The organism is Calothrix sp. PCC 6303 (assembly GCF_000317435.1).
In the GTDB taxonomy this organism is placed as follows: Bacteria; Cyanobacteriota; Cyanobacteriia; order Cyanobacteriales; family Nostocaceae; genus PCC-6303.
Genome location: NC_019751.1, coordinates 6333794 through 6348540, shown reverse-complemented (window position 1 = coordinate 6348540; position 14747 = coordinate 6333794). Strand labels below are relative to the sequence as shown.

General features: G+C 42.7%; 9 protein-coding genes and 1 pseudogene. 6 read left to right on the top strand and 4 right to left on the bottom strand.

What is annotated here, in order from left to right:
• Window positions 1-242 precede the first annotated feature (242 nt).
• Window positions 243-1979 (top strand): TonB family protein, encoded by a 1737-nt coding sequence (locus CAL6303_RS25705; RefSeq protein WP_015200761.1) that lies wholly within the window; start codon window positions 243-245, stop codon window positions 1977-1979.
• A gap of 420 nt (window positions 1980-2399) precedes the next feature.
• Window positions 2400-3113 carry a rubrerythrin family protein gene (locus tag CAL6303_RS25700; protein WP_015200760.1) on the top strand — a complete coding sequence of 238 codons (714 nt, stop codon included), beginning with the start codon at window positions 2400-2402 and terminating at the stop codon, window positions 3111-3113.
• Window positions 3114-3407: 294 nt separating this feature from the next.
• On the opposite strand, the gene CAL6303_RS25690 is transcribed toward CAL6303_RS25700, so the two are convergent.
• Window positions 3408-5789 (bottom strand): endonuclease MutS2, encoded by a 2382-nt coding sequence (locus tag CAL6303_RS25690; protein ID WP_041740929.1) that lies wholly within the window; start codon window positions 5787-5789, stop codon window positions 3408-3410.
• A gap of 570 nt (window positions 5790-6359) precedes the next feature.
• Here CAL6303_RS25690 and CAL6303_RS25685 point away from each other — a divergent pair.
• Both CAL6303_RS25685 and trxA read left to right on the top strand, forming a co-directional pair.
• Window positions 6360-7523 carry a GuaB3 family IMP dehydrogenase-related protein gene (locus tag CAL6303_RS25685; protein WP_015200758.1) on the top strand — a complete coding sequence of 388 codons (1164 nt, stop codon included), beginning with the start codon at window positions 6360-6362 and terminating at the stop codon, window positions 7521-7523.
• Between the two features lie 1058 nt (window positions 7524-8581).
• Window positions 8582-8923: pseudogene (trxA, locus tag CAL6303_RS25680) on the top strand (thioredoxin); the annotation flags it as partial.
• 221 nt (window positions 8924-9144) lie between these two features.
• Here trxA and CAL6303_RS25675 read toward each other — a convergent pair.
• The 3 genes from CAL6303_RS25675 to CAL6303_RS25665 all read right to left on the bottom strand — a co-directional run bounded on the left by CAL6303_RS25675 (window position 9145) and on the right by CAL6303_RS25665 (window position 12794).
• On the bottom strand, window positions 9145-10260 hold the full coding sequence (locus tag CAL6303_RS25675; protein WP_015200756.1) for a Gfo/Idh/MocA family protein: 1116 nt from the start codon (window positions 10258-10260) through the stop codon (window positions 9145-9147).
• Window positions 10261-10334: 74 nt separating this feature from the next.
• Window positions 10335-11492, bottom strand: a complete 1158-nt coding sequence (locus CAL6303_RS25670) for a DUF1822 family protein (RefSeq protein ID WP_015200755.1) — start codon at window positions 11490-11492, stop codon at window positions 10335-10337.
• Between the two features lie 102 nt (window positions 11493-11594).
• On the bottom strand, window positions 11595-12794 hold the full coding sequence (locus tag CAL6303_RS25665) for a sigma-70 family RNA polymerase sigma factor (RefSeq protein ID WP_041740928.1): 1200 nt from the start codon (window positions 12792-12794) through the stop codon (window positions 11595-11597).
• Window positions 12795-13068: 274 nt separating this feature from the next.
• Between CAL6303_RS25665 and CAL6303_RS25660 the strand changes: the two genes are divergently transcribed.
• Window positions 13069-13977: a TIGR02587 family membrane protein gene (locus tag CAL6303_RS25660; protein WP_015200753.1), complete on the top strand. Its 909-nt coding sequence runs from the start codon at window positions 13069-13071 to the stop codon at window positions 13975-13977.
• A 333-nt stretch (window positions 13978-14310) separates the two neighbouring features.
• Entirely contained in the window at window positions 14311-14739 is a 429-nt protein-coding gene (locus tag CAL6303_RS25655) for a TIGR02588 family protein (RefSeq protein WP_015200752.1), read from the top strand.
• Window positions 14740-14747 lie beyond the last annotated feature (8 nt).

Genomic DNA, 14747 nt, shown 5'->3' with positions numbered 1-14747 from the left:
TCAACAAAGATTAAAATAAACTCAGTTCCATGTCAATCATATTTAGACTCAATTACACGAATTTTTATATTTCAGCACCCTGATGTTCATCCAAAAAAGTGACCAAAAGCTAAGTATGACAAGGTGTCTTAGTTGAAGTGTCTTCTTGCCGGGAGAAAATAAAATTTTTCGACTAGTTTACTTTTACACGCGAAAGTCTTATTCTAAAAAAGCAATAAGTGAAAATAAATGGCATTAATTCTATGAGTTTCTCCAGTATTGCGATAGGGCAGCGAGAGAAAGAAGTTAAAGCGCTGAAAACTTTTTTGGTTGGTAGCACAGTCAGTTCACTGGTGCTGCATATCGTCGTACTGGCAGTTGGTGTTGGTAGTTTTTGGGTAAGAAACCCTCAAATAGAAGATGAAAAACCCGTTGAATTAACGTTTGTCGAACCAGAAATCAAGGAAACATCAATCCCAGAAGATAATAAGCTGGGCGCTAGCAAAGTCTTAACATCAGGTGGAGGTGGAAATGAAGGTGGTTCATCTGGAGGAAGTGAAGGTGGTTCATCAACACAAATATCTTCCCAAGTTCAATCACAGCAGAAAATTGCTGTTCAGACTCCACCCAAATTATCTGCACCAATTCCCCAGAATATTGAAAAGCCTGTTACACCCGAAAAATTTACTCCAGCCCAAAAGCCAGCAGAAAATCCTCAACGTCAGTCTAGTAGATCAATTCAGCCTCAAAAAGACGATCCTGTAACTTCTAAAGAACCCAAACAGGTAGTAAATAATACCCCCGTAAATCCTGCCACTGATAACCAAGAAAGTAGCAACAATTTGAGAGGTCTACTTTCACAATTTCGTGATTCTAGAGTGATTCAAGCAACTTCTGGGAATAGTTCTACTGTTACTGAATCTGGAGGTACCGGGAATTCCTCTACTGGTTCGGGGATTGGTAACGGAAATGGAACTGGTACAGGTAATGGAAACGGAACTGGTTTTGGTTCAGGGAATGGAACTGGTACAGGCAACGGAAACGGAGTTGGTTTTGGTTCAGGGAATGGAACTGGTACAGGCAACGGAAACGGAGTTGGCTTTGGTTCAGGGAATGGAACTGGTACAGGAAAAACTGAACGTCGTAAACGGGAAATAGCCGTTGCACCAACAGAACCAAAGATACCAACACAAAAGCCTGAAAATAATGGCGGTTCAGGTGGCTCTGCGGATGGTAGAGCTGCATGTAGTGACTGTAAAGTTAAATACTCAGAAGGTGCGAGAAGACGCAAAGCTGAAGGTAGGATACAAGTAGCTGTTGATACAGATAAAGACGGTAATATCACTAATATTCGTCTCGCTAGCTCCAGCGGAGATCGAGAGTTGGATGAAGAACATCTACGACAAGCACAGAATTGGAAATTGAAGCCTTCTCAGGCTGGAAGACAAGGGGTTAATATTGCCACCGAATACTCAATTCAAGGTTCTCGTCGGAACCGTCAAGTGCGGGAAAGGCAACAGCAGCGAGAAGAACGAGAAAGACAAAGGCAAGTAGCAGCTGCTTCTAGTAATTCTCAAGAGACACCAAGACGCAGACGCAGAAATACCGAATCATCTAGTCAAACTGCATCTGGTAACGAAGAATCAAGAAGCACTAGATTAAATCAGCGTTTACGAAGACGTACAGAAACCAGTGTATCTAGGAATGATAACGAAACACAACAGTCAACACGCAGGGAAAGAAGTTCTGAAGACAGTTCTGTTGGTAGCCGTTTGCGTCGCAGAAGTTCGGAAAATAATGCTTCTGAAGTTACACCTCGTAGAAGGGTACAGGTGACATCTGAAAACTACCAACGAACTCAACAAGCACCCACTAGAAGAAAGAAACGGGAGTTTAACAGATCAAATCAATCTTCAGATAGTGGTAGTCGTTTGCGGAGTGTGTTGCGTCGCAGTCGGGAATCTGCACCTGCACCATCTACTGGTAAAGAAGCGGAGTGAAAAATAAGGAACGTGGATTAAATAAAGTGCAAAACTAGGGTGTGTAAGGGACTTCCAACAAAATAATTCCCCAATAGATGCATTGGTGGAACAGGCTAGAAGCCCGCACCACATGAGGATTTTTAAAATTGGAAGTCCCTAAGCGGAACGTTACGCACCATTTCATATTCGAGCAAAATTGTATGTTATTAAATTCTCGTTCCTAAATAACTTTTCGGTATTTTCTAGACGAAGTTACCCATTGCTACCCATTGCTACCCATTTTTGGGTAGCTTTTCTCGTGCCATACGTTCAATCACATCGCTCAAACTCCCAGCTTTCATTTCTACCTGCTTCTGCTCAATGCTTCTTTTGACAAGAAACTTGCTAAGTCGAAGTCATATCGAGTATGATTTGATTAGAACTTAGAGAGGAAACACTATGAACTTGGAAAACTCAAATACTGCAAAGAATCTGGAAGATGCTTTCGGTGGTGAATCGATGGCGAATCGGAAGTATTTATTTTTCTCGGAAGTTGTGAAACAGTTGGGAATGGCGGATTTGGCAAAGTTATTCCGGGAAACAGCAAATCAGGAAACAGAACATGCATTTGCTCACTTTCGGTTGATGCATCCGGAGTTGGTGGTGGGAGATGCTACGAAATTAACAGATTCTGAGAAGAAAGCGATCGCGTCTCGCTGTTTAGAGTTGGCAATTGAGGGGGAAACCTACGAATACCAAGTAATGTACCCCGGTTTTGCGGAACAAGCTAGAGGGGATAGGGATGATGGTGCGGTGGCGGAATTTGAGGTGCAGGAGAAGGAATCACGGGAACATGCCCAAATTTTCCGCAAGGCTGCTCACAATTTTGGTTTGCTGACACATATTGAGAATCATCACGCACAGCAGTATGGTGAGGCTTTGAAGGCTTTGGATGGAACTGCTCCTGTTGTGAAGATGCAAACGGGAAATCCGGCGACTCAGAAGTGGATTTGTCGGCAATGTTCGATGATTTATGATCCGGTGGTGGGTGATGTTGATTCGGGTATTGCTGCTGGAACTGCGTTTGCGGATATTCCGGAGGATTGGCGTTGTCCGATTTGTGGGGCGACGAAGAAGACTTTTGTTGTTTATGAGGAAGCTGCGGCGGCTTAGAGAAGAGCAAAAGGGGCAGGGAGTAGGGGAGAGGAATTAATTTTTAACGCAAAGGGGCGCAGAGGTAAGCGCGGAGGAACGCAGAGAGGAGAAGAAAGAAGAGAGGAGATTTTTCTCCCCCTGCCCCCTGCTCCCTGCTCCCTGCTCCCTGCCCCCTGCTCCCTGCTCCCTGCTCCCTGCCCCCTGCTCCCTGCTCCCTGCTCCCTGCCCCCTGCTCCCTGCTCCCTGCTCCCTGCCCCCTGCTCCCTGCTCCCTGCTCCCTGCTCCCTGCTCCCTGCTCCCTGCTCCCTGCCCTTATTTAATATGGGCAATAGTGACTCCTGTTCCTCCGTCTGCCTGGGCTGCGGGTTCGGTGTGGCTGATTCTGGGATGTTGTTTGAGGTAGGCATGAACGCCTTCGCGGAGTTTCCCGGTTCCATGTCCGTGGATGATCCAGATTTGTCCTGCGGCGGTGGAGATTGCTTGATCGAGGATGATTTCGGAGTCGGCTACTCTCTTGCCTCGTAAATCTATGGTGTTTTGAGATGTGCGAATGGCGGGGGGTGGTGGGGTAACTGGTGGGGGTGGGGTGCGGTTCTGGGGTTTGGCGATGGGTTCGGGTTTTTTGCCGTCTAAGGATTCGATGTCTTCTAGTTTAACGGTCATTTTCATGATGCCGAAACGAACGTTGAGTTCCCCGTCACTGTTGGGTGGGGTAATAACTTCGGCGGTTTGACCAATTTTGGTGATGCGAATGCGATCGCCTGTTTTGGGAATGAACCCTATCGGGGCTTTGGGGGCGGCTTTGGGGATAAATTGGGTGGAGATTTGGTTGAGGGTGTTGGTGGCTTGTTGTGCCTCCTGGGCGGTGGGTTTTCCTTTCTGTAAGCCTTTGATAACTTTGGCGATTTCCCCTTTTGCTTGGGCGATGGCGTTTTGGACTGCTACTTCTTGGGAGGCTTTTAAGGCTTGTTCTCGCTCTTCTAAGTTTGTGGCTTTGGCGGAGACTTCTTTGTAGAGTTTTTCGGCTTGGTGGAGGAGGTTTTGGGCTTCGCTGGCTTTGGTTTCTTGGCGACGACGTTGGGCTTCTAAGCCGGCGATGACTTCGTTTACTTCGTCGTTAGCGCCTCCCATTTGCTGTTTGGCGGCTTCAATGACATCCACGCTCAATCCCAGCCGTTGCGCGATCGCTAGTGCGTTGGAACGCCCAGGAATTCCCCATAGTAGTTTGTAGGTGGGGGATAGGGTGGCATCGTCAAATTCTACTGAGGCGTTTTCAAACCGTTCATCTTGGTATTTGAGGGCTTTGAGTTCACCGAAGTGGGTACTTGCCATGGTTAAAAGGACGTGGTTAGCCAGGTGGTGCAATAATGCGATCGCTAAGGCGCTTCCTTCTACTGGATCTGTTCCGGCTCCGACTTCATCGAGCAGAACTAGGGATGGAGTAACAGTATCACCAGTAATGGCGTTCAAGATTCGACTAATTCGGCGAATATGTCCAGAAAAGGTGGATAAACTCTGCTGTAACGATTGTTCGTCACCAATATCTGCTAAAACTTGTTCAAACCAAGGTAATTCTACAGGTTCCCTAGCTGGGACAAATAAACCCACTTTTGCCATTAAGGCTGCTAGGGCTAGGGTTTTTAATGTTACTGTTTTGCCCCCAGTGTTTGGTCCTGTAATGGTAACTACACGAGTTTCTGGCTGAATCACCAAATCTACGGGGATGACTTCGTGCCCCTGTTCGTGTTGGTGTTGCCATTCGAGGAGTGGATGCCTTAGTTTTCTCAGGGTAATAGTTTCATTGGCTTCCCTGTCAACGAATCTGGGGGGATTTGCTTTGAGCCAAAAACTATACCTCGATTTGGCTGTGGCTAAATCTAACGTGGTGACAATTGCTAGTAGTCTTTCTAAGTCATCTTTGATGTCGGCGACTTGTGCTGTAAGTTGACGACGAATTACTTCTTCTTCGATTTCTTCTTTGCGAATCAGTTGCCGGAGTTGGTTTCCCATGGGTACTACTGAATTCGGCTCAATATACAGGGTGACTCCACTGGTCGAGGTGTCATGGACAATCCCGTGAATGACATCTTTGTGAGATGCTTTGACAGGTATGACGTATCTATCTCCCCGTTGAGTAATGACGTTTTCTTGGACAGCGTTGGATTTAACTTGGAGAATATTTTGTAATTTTTGGATGATTTGGCTGCGGCTTTTACGTAGTTCTGCCCGAATATCACCCAGTTTTTGGCTAGCTCTGTCAGCGATTTGTCCCCGCTCATCTACACAGCGGTGGATTTCCTGTTCGATTTCTGGGTACGTCCGTAAATCGGCAACTAAGTCCAATAAAATTGGTAAATCTTCCTGGTTGTCGATAATACGTCTGAGGTTCCGTGTACCTGCCAAAGTTGTGGCAATAGCTAAGAGTTCCTCACCTGCCAAAATACCTTGTAAAGCCGCCCTTTCTATGGCATCCCCAATATCCTGAATTCCTTCAAAAGATAATCCAGGGGAAATACGGCTTTCCAATTTATATATTTCTTGAGTTTGCGCTAACAAATTCTCACTTTGGGCTTGGGAGGTGGGAATCTGTAAATTGCGTGATGCGATCGCACCTAGCTTTGTCGCCGCAAAATTAGCCAAATGTTGGCAAAGACGCGACCATTCTAGTAGTTCTAGGGTTTCAGATTGAATCAAGGGAGTCATAGAAGAAGAAAAGGGGCACGGGGCAGGGAGAGGGGGGAAGGAAGACTGCCGTCAGTTATTTAAGAGCTTTAGAGGAGAAAATATTTCAGTTCTCTATTTCTCCCTGCACCTTTTCCCCCTGTACCCCTGCGCTTAAGTCGAGGGGGAAATCTGAAGTTATGTTAACAATATTAGCTTTTATGGAGCTAGGCAACCAAATAATTAGTGTGTTTCTCCCTTAGCAACTGTCTTAGTTGTCACTGCCGGAGGCAGGAGAGCTTTCTAGCAGAGGGGAGGATTGGACGGAAGCTCAGACTCCGATCAGTCTAGAGCGTCCTGGAAGGACGGGGCTTGATACCCATGTTCCGCTCCGCTCCACGTCTCCACGGGCAGGGAGCGGGGGGAGCAAGCCCTGCCTTTGCCCCTCCACCTCTTCGGTCAAGTCCGTAGTTTACCATCGTGGATATCGCTTGTATTTTATTTAACCCAAACCCTAAATATTTTCATCCCCAGAAAAAAACCGCTCCACAGACACCCACAATTTGATAACCTAGCTTAAACAGATTTGGGAACATTACTAGCGTGGATATTCAAATAGGGCGGGGAAAAACGGCTCGTAGAGCATACGGTATTGACGAAATAGCTCTAGTCCCCGGTAATCGCACACTCGATCCAAGTTTAGCGGATACAAAATGGAGCATTGGCAATATTGAGCGGGAAATCCCTATTATTGCCAGTGCCATGGATGGTGTTGTCGATGTTCGCATGGCAGTGCGACTATCGGAATTGGGCGCATTAGGTGTTTTGAACCTTGAAGGAATCCAAACCCGTTACGATAACCCAGAGCCAATTTTAGACCGCATCGCTGCTGTTGGCAAAACTGAATTTGTTTCTTTGATGCAGGAATTATATGCTGAACCCATAAAACCAGAACTAATAGAACTGCGAATTCAAGAAATTAAGCAGCAAGGGGGAATTGCCGCAGTTAGCGCAACTCCAGCAGCTGCTAGTAAGTTTGGTGGGGTCATAGCCAAAGCTGGGGCTGATATGATTTTTATCCAAGCAACGGTGGTATCAACCGCACACCTATCACCTGAGTCTATTGTCCCCCTAGATTTAGCTAAGTTCTGTGAAGAAATGCCCATGCCTGTCATTTTGGGGAACTGTGTCACCTATGATGTCACCCTCAACTTGATGAAGGCAGGTGCAGCAGCAGTAATGGTGGGAATCGGTCCTGGTGCGGCTTGTACGTCACGAGGTGTGTTGGGTGTAGGGGTTCCGCAGGCGACTGCGATCGCTGATTGTAGCGCTGCCCGTGACGACTTTTTCCGGGAAACTGGTAAATATGTGCCAATTGTTGCCGATGGTGGCTTAATCACAGGTGGTGACATTTGTAAATGTATTGCTTGTGGAGCCGATGGTGTGATGATTGGTTCACCCTTTGCTAGGGCAGCAGAAGCCCCTGGACGCGGTTTCCATTGGGGAATGGCAACACCTAGCCCTGTTCTGCCTCGTGGTACCCGCATTAATGTGGGTACTACAGGTACTGTAGAACAAATTCTCAGAGGTCCAGCAGGTTTGGATGATGGCACACATAACCTTTTAGGTTCCTTAAAAACCAGTATGGGTACCCTAGGAGCAAAAAATATCAAGGAAATGCAACAAGTTGAAGTGGTAATTGCTCCTTCTCTACTCACTGAAGGTAAAGTTTACCAAAAGGCTCAACAATTGGGTATGGGCAAGTAGGTTGCAGCGGTTTGACGATGATTCTGAGGAGAAGTTTTTCCAGACTCATCAATGAATGGCTGGAAAAATCCTATATCTCGCCTACAATGAAGATGGCGGAGACGTATGTTTCCGTTCACTCCTCACACCACACTCCGCCCGGACTACTGTTCGGGCGGTTCCTTATGCAGTCACTAGTACATGAAGCCAGAAGTAAGTAGACGCGGTAGGCACGGAGTGACTTGTGTAAGTGCGGCTTCTGTAAGTAGGCACAGAGCAGCGCGTGCCTCTTCGCGTCTACCACCCGTTGTAGTGACTGCGGAGAGGAACCTAAGGAATAAAGCCGATAAAACAGGCTTTTCGCTTATTTTAAATGGTTGGTTTATTTACGCCATGCTGTACTAGGCAAAGACACCCCAAATGTTCCCGCTATCTAAGTTTCCAAGGACAAAAACCTAGGAAATTAATACAGGTTAGAACCGATGTGTTAGACCCCCTTTTAATTCGCCAACAGTATTCGGGTGAAACGTGAGGCTTCTTGCTGTTTCAGCTAAAGCCTGGACGGGGACATTTACCGGGTTACTCCCAGGTTTGATAATAGGCTGTTTGGTCAGGAAATAGATCCCAAATAGATCCTATAAGAAAAAGAATCGGATTAATGTAGATAAATGCTTGTATATTTGAATTAAGGCTTGTTTATTTTGAGAAACGTATTTTGTAACTCAAGATCATAAGTAGGCCTAGCGAGCCCTAAGGGCTTATGCTAGCCTAGCCTTCTCTTCGAGACGCTACGCGAACGGCAACCCCTTTGGGGAACGACAAGCCACTATCCTAGCGGGAACGCTAAGAGCGAACGCGTCTAAGCAATGATAAAACTCTACTTTTCATGATGAATGAGGTTTACAATCTATTTTGGTACAGTCATTATTAAGAATTACTAATAAATAATTAGTTTTTGTATCAACTATAATTTATGTTAAATCTGAATTCATTCTAAAGCTTAATATAAATGTATGTACGCGATTCAAAAGCAATGGTTTTTACTGTGGTAGAATTTTCACAAAAATCAAAAACATCATAGCCAAAGGTTTCATACCATGTCAGCAGCCGAACAAGTAACGGACTCCAGCTTTAAAGAACAAGTCATTGATAGTGAAGTACCTGTATTAGTTGATTTTTGGGCACCCTGGTGTGGTCCATGTCGCATGGTAGCTCCTGTCGTAGATGAAATTGCATCTCAATATGAAGGGCAAATTAAAGTAGTTAAAATCAATACAGATGAAAACCCAAATGTTGCTAGCCAGTATGGTATTCGTAGTATCCCCACTTTGATGATTTTTAAAGACGGGCAAAAGGTTGATATGGTAGTTGGTGCAGTTCCCAAAACTACATTGGCTAATACCCTAGAAAAGTATCTTTAATTAATTATTGCGATGAACCTAGTTTTGACTAACTACGGTTCGTTACGCGATAATCCCTTAGTAATTTAGGCGTTGCATAAATGCGGGATGAATTAACGGCATTGTGTAACGCCTAAATATTTAGCTCTTCAATAGCAATGTATTGCGTTTCTAGATTTTCAATTCATGGGGTAGTTTAGCAACGCGAGATTTTTTATCTCTCAATGTTATGGTTATAGTTATTAGGGGATTAAAATAAAATCTTCTAAGTTTGGTACATCAACCCATCGAAAATTATGGTGGGATTCAGTAGCTAAATCCATTAAAAGCTGAGAATAAACACCTTCTTTTAATGATGGGATTACCGCTTCACCTTGATCTATTCCTTGTATCCATTGATCTACAACTCTCAGGAATGCAGAAATTCTGCCATCGCTGTAATTTTTGGGAAATAATAAATGCTGGGGAATTTCAATTTCAGCTACAGGTTGCCCAATTTTGCTTCCTTTAACTCGGAAACCGTGAATATAATCTTTTTGGTTTTCACTTTCTAAAATTAAAGTTCCTGCATCTCCATATACTTCCAAGGAGTGGGGACGTGGTGCATGAACTACCGCACTTATTGAAACTTGGCAGGGTGTTCCATCGGCTAATTCCAACATTAACATGCAGGTGTCATCACTATCTACTACTTTTAATTCTCCAGTTTGTGGATCTGGTCTTTGGGGAATTGCCGTAGTAAAATGAGCGCTAAGTTTATTAACTGCACCAAATAACCAATTGATGTAATCGAATGCATGGGAACCTAAGGAACCTAAGACACCTCCACCCTGTGATTGCTGTGAATACCAATTCCAAGGACGAGTAGCATCAGCACGGGAAGCACCTAACCAATCAATTTTAATTAGGCGTTTTTTGCCGACATATTCCTGGGATAATAGCTGTGAGAATAATTGCCATCCAGGTACATATCGAAATTCAAAATCGACGGTGGCAATTACACCTTTTTGTTGGGCTAATTGGTAAAGTTCTTTAGCTTCTTTGACGTTTAAGGTGACAGGTTTTTCTAAAAGTAAATGTTTCCCTGCTGCTAATACTTGTTTTGCAATTTCATAGTGGAGAAATGGCGGTGTAGAAATGCTAACTGCTTGGACTTCAGGTAAGTTTAAAATATCATCTAGATTATCGCAACTGTGGGGAATCTGATTCGCAGTGGCGATTTGTTTGGCTTTGTTAATATCCCGGTGATAAACAGCGACAACTTTTGTGCGGTGGTGCGCTTGAAATCCGGGAATGTGGACTTTTTGTCCAAATCCTGTTCCAATGATGGCAATTCCAATTACACCTTGATTTGTCATGGTTGTTTATTTTTTGGTTGAATACAAATAAATAATGAGAGACGCGATGTATCTCGTCTCTACGATTGCCACGATTAAAACCTCAGAATCTCACTAGTGTAGTTTTCGGGAAGGGGTTCGATTTCCCAAACTATTCCTTCTCCAGATTCTAAAACAACTTCCACACAGAGTTGTGTAGATGTTTTTGTGGCAATATCTTCATTATCAGGGAAAGGCTGCAAATCTTCGGTTAAAAGTCGCAATTTGAAATCATTGGGAATAAATGCACCGGGAATGGTGTGGTTTAATTCAAATCTCCAAATTGTTCCTTCTTCGTCGATTTGGGGAATGATTCGCAGTTCGTAAAGTTGTCCGACAATGGTTAATTGTCGTGAAATTACTGTGATTGGTTGTGCCGTTTCTAAGCTTCTGGCTCCAGCACTACTGAAGTTCAAATTTAAACTATCCCAACCTAGTTGTTGTGCAGCTTGAGATACGCCATTTTGTAACCATTGAATCACGGAAAATTGCTCTGGTTGTCCCAATCTACGATTGTATAAATGTTGTCTCCAGCCGCTATGGGAAATTAAAGCACCCCAAATTGCAAAGGGTATTTCTAAACGAGGTGAGATGATTTCTGGGTTGCCGAGACGGTTAATTAGGTTTTCCGCTTGGGTTGTTGGTAAAGGGGGAAAGGGGTTAATTGCTGCACGGGTGGATTGCTGACAAAACTCCCGCTCCACAGCTAAAATGCTGATATCAATAGTCATATAATCAGCAGCTAAAGCGTAAGTGCGATCGCGTGAATCATAAACAGCCTGATTTTTAATTTGCGTATGAGTGCAATAACCCCAAACTCTCACAAATCCATCTTCGGGTTGAATTTCTACTCCCAAATAATAATCACCAATTAGTGAGGGGATATCTACCCATTCTTGGGGGATACGTAACTCACATAAATCCATACTTTCATGGGGAACCAAAATAATTTTTGTTCCATCTAAATCGATGGTGCTTCCATTGATGAATTCCCAAATGCTGGGTAAAGCAGTGCTATTAGAAACCTTTGCCTGAGGTGTAAATTCTTCCTGTAACCAAGGTAAGATTGCTTTCAGGCAAAGTTCATTCATATATGCTTGGTAGCGCGAATTAGCATTAGAAAATACTTGACTTTTTGTCCATGCTTGGTTCAAGGCAGTAGGTGGTATTTCTAAAATTAGATCATTTGGGGATGTGAAGGTGAGTAGGTTCATGGGGAAAGGGAGTGAGGGAGTGGGAGAGTGGGGGAAAATTAATTATTTGTATTATTAGGTATTTTGTAAAGTAGTTTTTTGTAAAATAGTATTTCAGAGAAATTAAGGGGAGAGACTATTTGAGGTTCCGTATCTTTTAGCACTATAATAAGCCTGTAACCATTCCTCCATAATCGCGTTTGTATTTTTGAGTAGGTCTGGAGTAACGGAAATATGCAGATGTTGTTGACTCCATTGAATTAAAGTTTTGAGTAAGTTTTCCCTAACTTTGGTAAGACGACGAGAAACTGTATATTGGGGAATTTCTAAGATTTTGGCAATATTTTGTTGGATTTCTCCTTCAGCATAGTAAAGTTGGAGAATTTTCTGTGCTTGGGGTTCAAGTTGATTAATCGTCTCAATTAAGATTTGCTGCATTGTTGTTAGTTGAGAATTGCGATTTTCTTGTTCTTCAGCAGCGATAATTTCAGTTAATAGTGATTCTTGTTCATTACTGGGAATATTGTCGAGAATTTCGTAAGTATCTCCACTACCTACGGTGGCATTGATAGATGTCACTGTAGGATATAAATACTGACGTGTGGCTTTTGCAGCATTTAGCAACAGATTTTCAATTTCTTGGGGAATTGCAGTCGCTTTAGTCTGGGAATTGTAACTGAGTGCGATCGCATTCCATGTAGAATCATCAGGACGGTTAAGTTTGCGGGTGGTGTTATTGGGATTTGGTGAATAGAGTAATTTGAAGCAATTCCAAGCAATCACATGGGATTCCACAGCATCAGCAGATAAACCCGCAGCTTCTAAAGCTTCAACTAGTCTTTTTTGACTAACTTTCCGTAAGATTCCCCAAGTGGTACAAATATCAATTTCGTGACGTTGACGCAGGGTTTCCCGAATTACCGTACCAAAAATTGCGCTAGCATAGCTTTTGAGAGTCGAACCTTGATTTGGATTAAAGCTTTTCAGTATCTGATTAAGTTGTGCGATCGCAATCTGAAAACAATCGGGTAGCTTATACTGGGTATTACTAAAAGTCCCCGCAGTTTTACTCGCACTCCAAAAACAAGATTCTTGCAAATAAGCACTTAAATGTCCCTTCGCTAAATCGGGAATCTCACGAGACAGCCACATTCGATACCAGTAAATCGCCCAAATATTTTCAGCACCATCTTCAGGTGACTTTGTAAGCACACCTTGCATACTGCGACGTAGTTTACCATCAACCGCCCACGACTGGAAGCGATCGCCGTCAAACTGGATAAAGCTAGAAAAGGTTTCAATAAGATTTTTGCGGGGGTGCATTACGCAAACCAACATAGAGAACAAAAAGCAAACATGCTTTTCAAAACTTTACTACAACAAACTCTGTATGCGCTGCTATTAACTGTAAAATTTTACTGCGGTGGAAAATCTGAGTCAGCATTAATAGTCGAACACAACCAAAACACCAGATTTTACTGCTCAATTGATTAGCCTGTTAGCTAAAATAATTTATGACGGCAGAAAAATCGGTGTACGTCAGGTTACAGGAGTTCACTTAAATAAATGCTTCAATAATTATGATTGTTACTTAAAGATGATCAAATCGCACCATAAACCTAAATCAAAAACTAAATCCAAAGCTTGGTTACGTGAAATAAATGATCTAATTCGCGGTGCTTGTGGTGGGTTTTTATTTGGAATTCCCCTACTCTACACGATGGAAGTTTGGTGGATTGGTTCCCAGGCAAAACCATATAAGCTACTTATTACAATTGCACTTACTTTTATTGCTGTTTATCTAATTAATCGTACTGAAGGATTTCGCAAATATAGCCGCAGTAACCGACCGTATGAAGCAGCAATTAATACTGTAGAAGCGATGGCTATTGGCATATTATGTTCTGCATTTATGATGGTGTTACTTCAGGAGGTGACTTTTGATAATTTCTTCAAAGAATCAATAGGAAAAGTGATATTTGAAGGAATGTCATTTACATTTGGCGTTGCGCTTGCAAATCAGTTTCTAGGAAACAGTGAGGATAGTTTTGATGCTAGAAATGATACTGAAAATAACAAAAAATCCCATAGCACTTCATCAGATCATTTATATGCAACCTTAAGCGATATTGGAACCACTTTAATTGGAGCCACTGTTATCGCTTCTAATATCGCTCCAACCGATGAAGTTACTATGTTAGCAGCATCAGTTTCACCTAAATCATTATTATTAATAGTGCTAACATCCTTAGTGATAACCTATAGCATAGTTTTCCAAGCAGGCTTTTCTAACCAGCAAAAACGTAGACAACAACAAGGACTTTTTCAAAGACCATCGAGCGAAACAATTATGGCATACTTAATTTCACTTCTTGCATCTGCCTTTATGCTTTGGTTTTTCCAGAAAATTGCAATATCTGACCCTTGGACAATGTGGTTAGAACAGACTTTATTATTAGGATTACCTGCAAGTATTGGTGGTGCAGCAGGAAGATTAGCCATATAACTAGTACATGAAGTCAGAAGTAAGTAGGCAGAGAGTAGCGCGTTTACCCCCCGTTGTAGCGACTGCGGAGAGAAACCTAAGAAATAAAGCCGATAAAACAGGCTTTTCACTTATTTTAAATGGTTGGTTTATTTACGCCGTGCTGTACTAGGTGGGTAGCAAAAATATTGACAAAATTTAAGTGTATGTAGGGTATGTTATGGCTTTAGCCTAACGCACCAAAATTCGGAAGATGCTCCGTTACTACTCTATGTGTCTTTCATAAATCAAATATAATTCCTATCTAAATATAGGTGTTCATAAAATTAAATTAAATTTGAAAATATAGACTATATGGCAGAAATTCAGGAACCAGAACATAATACTCAACAAGAAGTACAGCCAGTAAAACGTACTTCAGCGGAGTGGGTAACTTTCGGGATTGCATCATCTATTTTGTCGGGAATTATTGGTTTAATTATCTATATAGGTATTAATGATCAACAACGACCACCACTAATAAATATCACCCAAAAAGAAACTATTTATAGAGGTAAGGGGCAATATTATGTTCCATTTGAAATAGTAAACCAAGGTGACGAAACGGCTGAATCAGTACAAATATTAGCAGAATTAAAAATTAATAATAACATCGAAGAAACGGGAGAACAGCAAATTGATTTTCTCTCTAGTGGGGAGAAAGAGGAAGGTGCATTTATATTTACAAAAGATCCTGATCAAGGGCAATTAAAAATTAGAGTAGGTAGTTATAAATCGCCTTAAATTAAGGT

Excerpts from the sequence above, each read along its gene's own strand:
- CAL6303_RS25700 (WP_015200760.1), top strand. The coding sequence starts at position 2,400 with ATGAACTTGGAAAACTCAAATACTGCAAAGAATCTGGAAGATGCTTTC.
- CAL6303_RS25660 (WP_015200753.1), top strand. The coding sequence starts at position 13,069 with ATGATCAAATCGCACCATAAACCTAAATCAAAAACTAAATCCAAAGCT.
- CAL6303_RS25655 (WP_015200752.1), top strand. The coding sequence starts at position 14,311 with ATGGCAGAAATTCAGGAACCAGAACATAATACTCAACAAGAAGTACAG.
- CAL6303_RS25675 (WP_015200756.1), bottom strand. The coding sequence starts at position 10,260 with ATGACAAATCAAGGTGTAATTGGAATTGCCATCATTGGAACAGGATTT.
- CAL6303_RS25705 (WP_015200761.1), top strand. The coding sequence starts at position 243 with ATGAGTTTCTCCAGTATTGCGATAGGGCAGCGAGAGAAAGAAGTTAAA.
- CAL6303_RS25670 (WP_015200755.1), bottom strand. The coding sequence starts at position 11,492 with ATGAACCTACTCACCTTCACATCCCCAAATGATCTAATTTTAGAAATA.
- CAL6303_RS25665 (WP_041740928.1), bottom strand. The coding sequence starts at position 12,794 with ATGCACCCCCGCAAAAATCTTATTGAAACCTTTTCTAGCTTTATCCAG.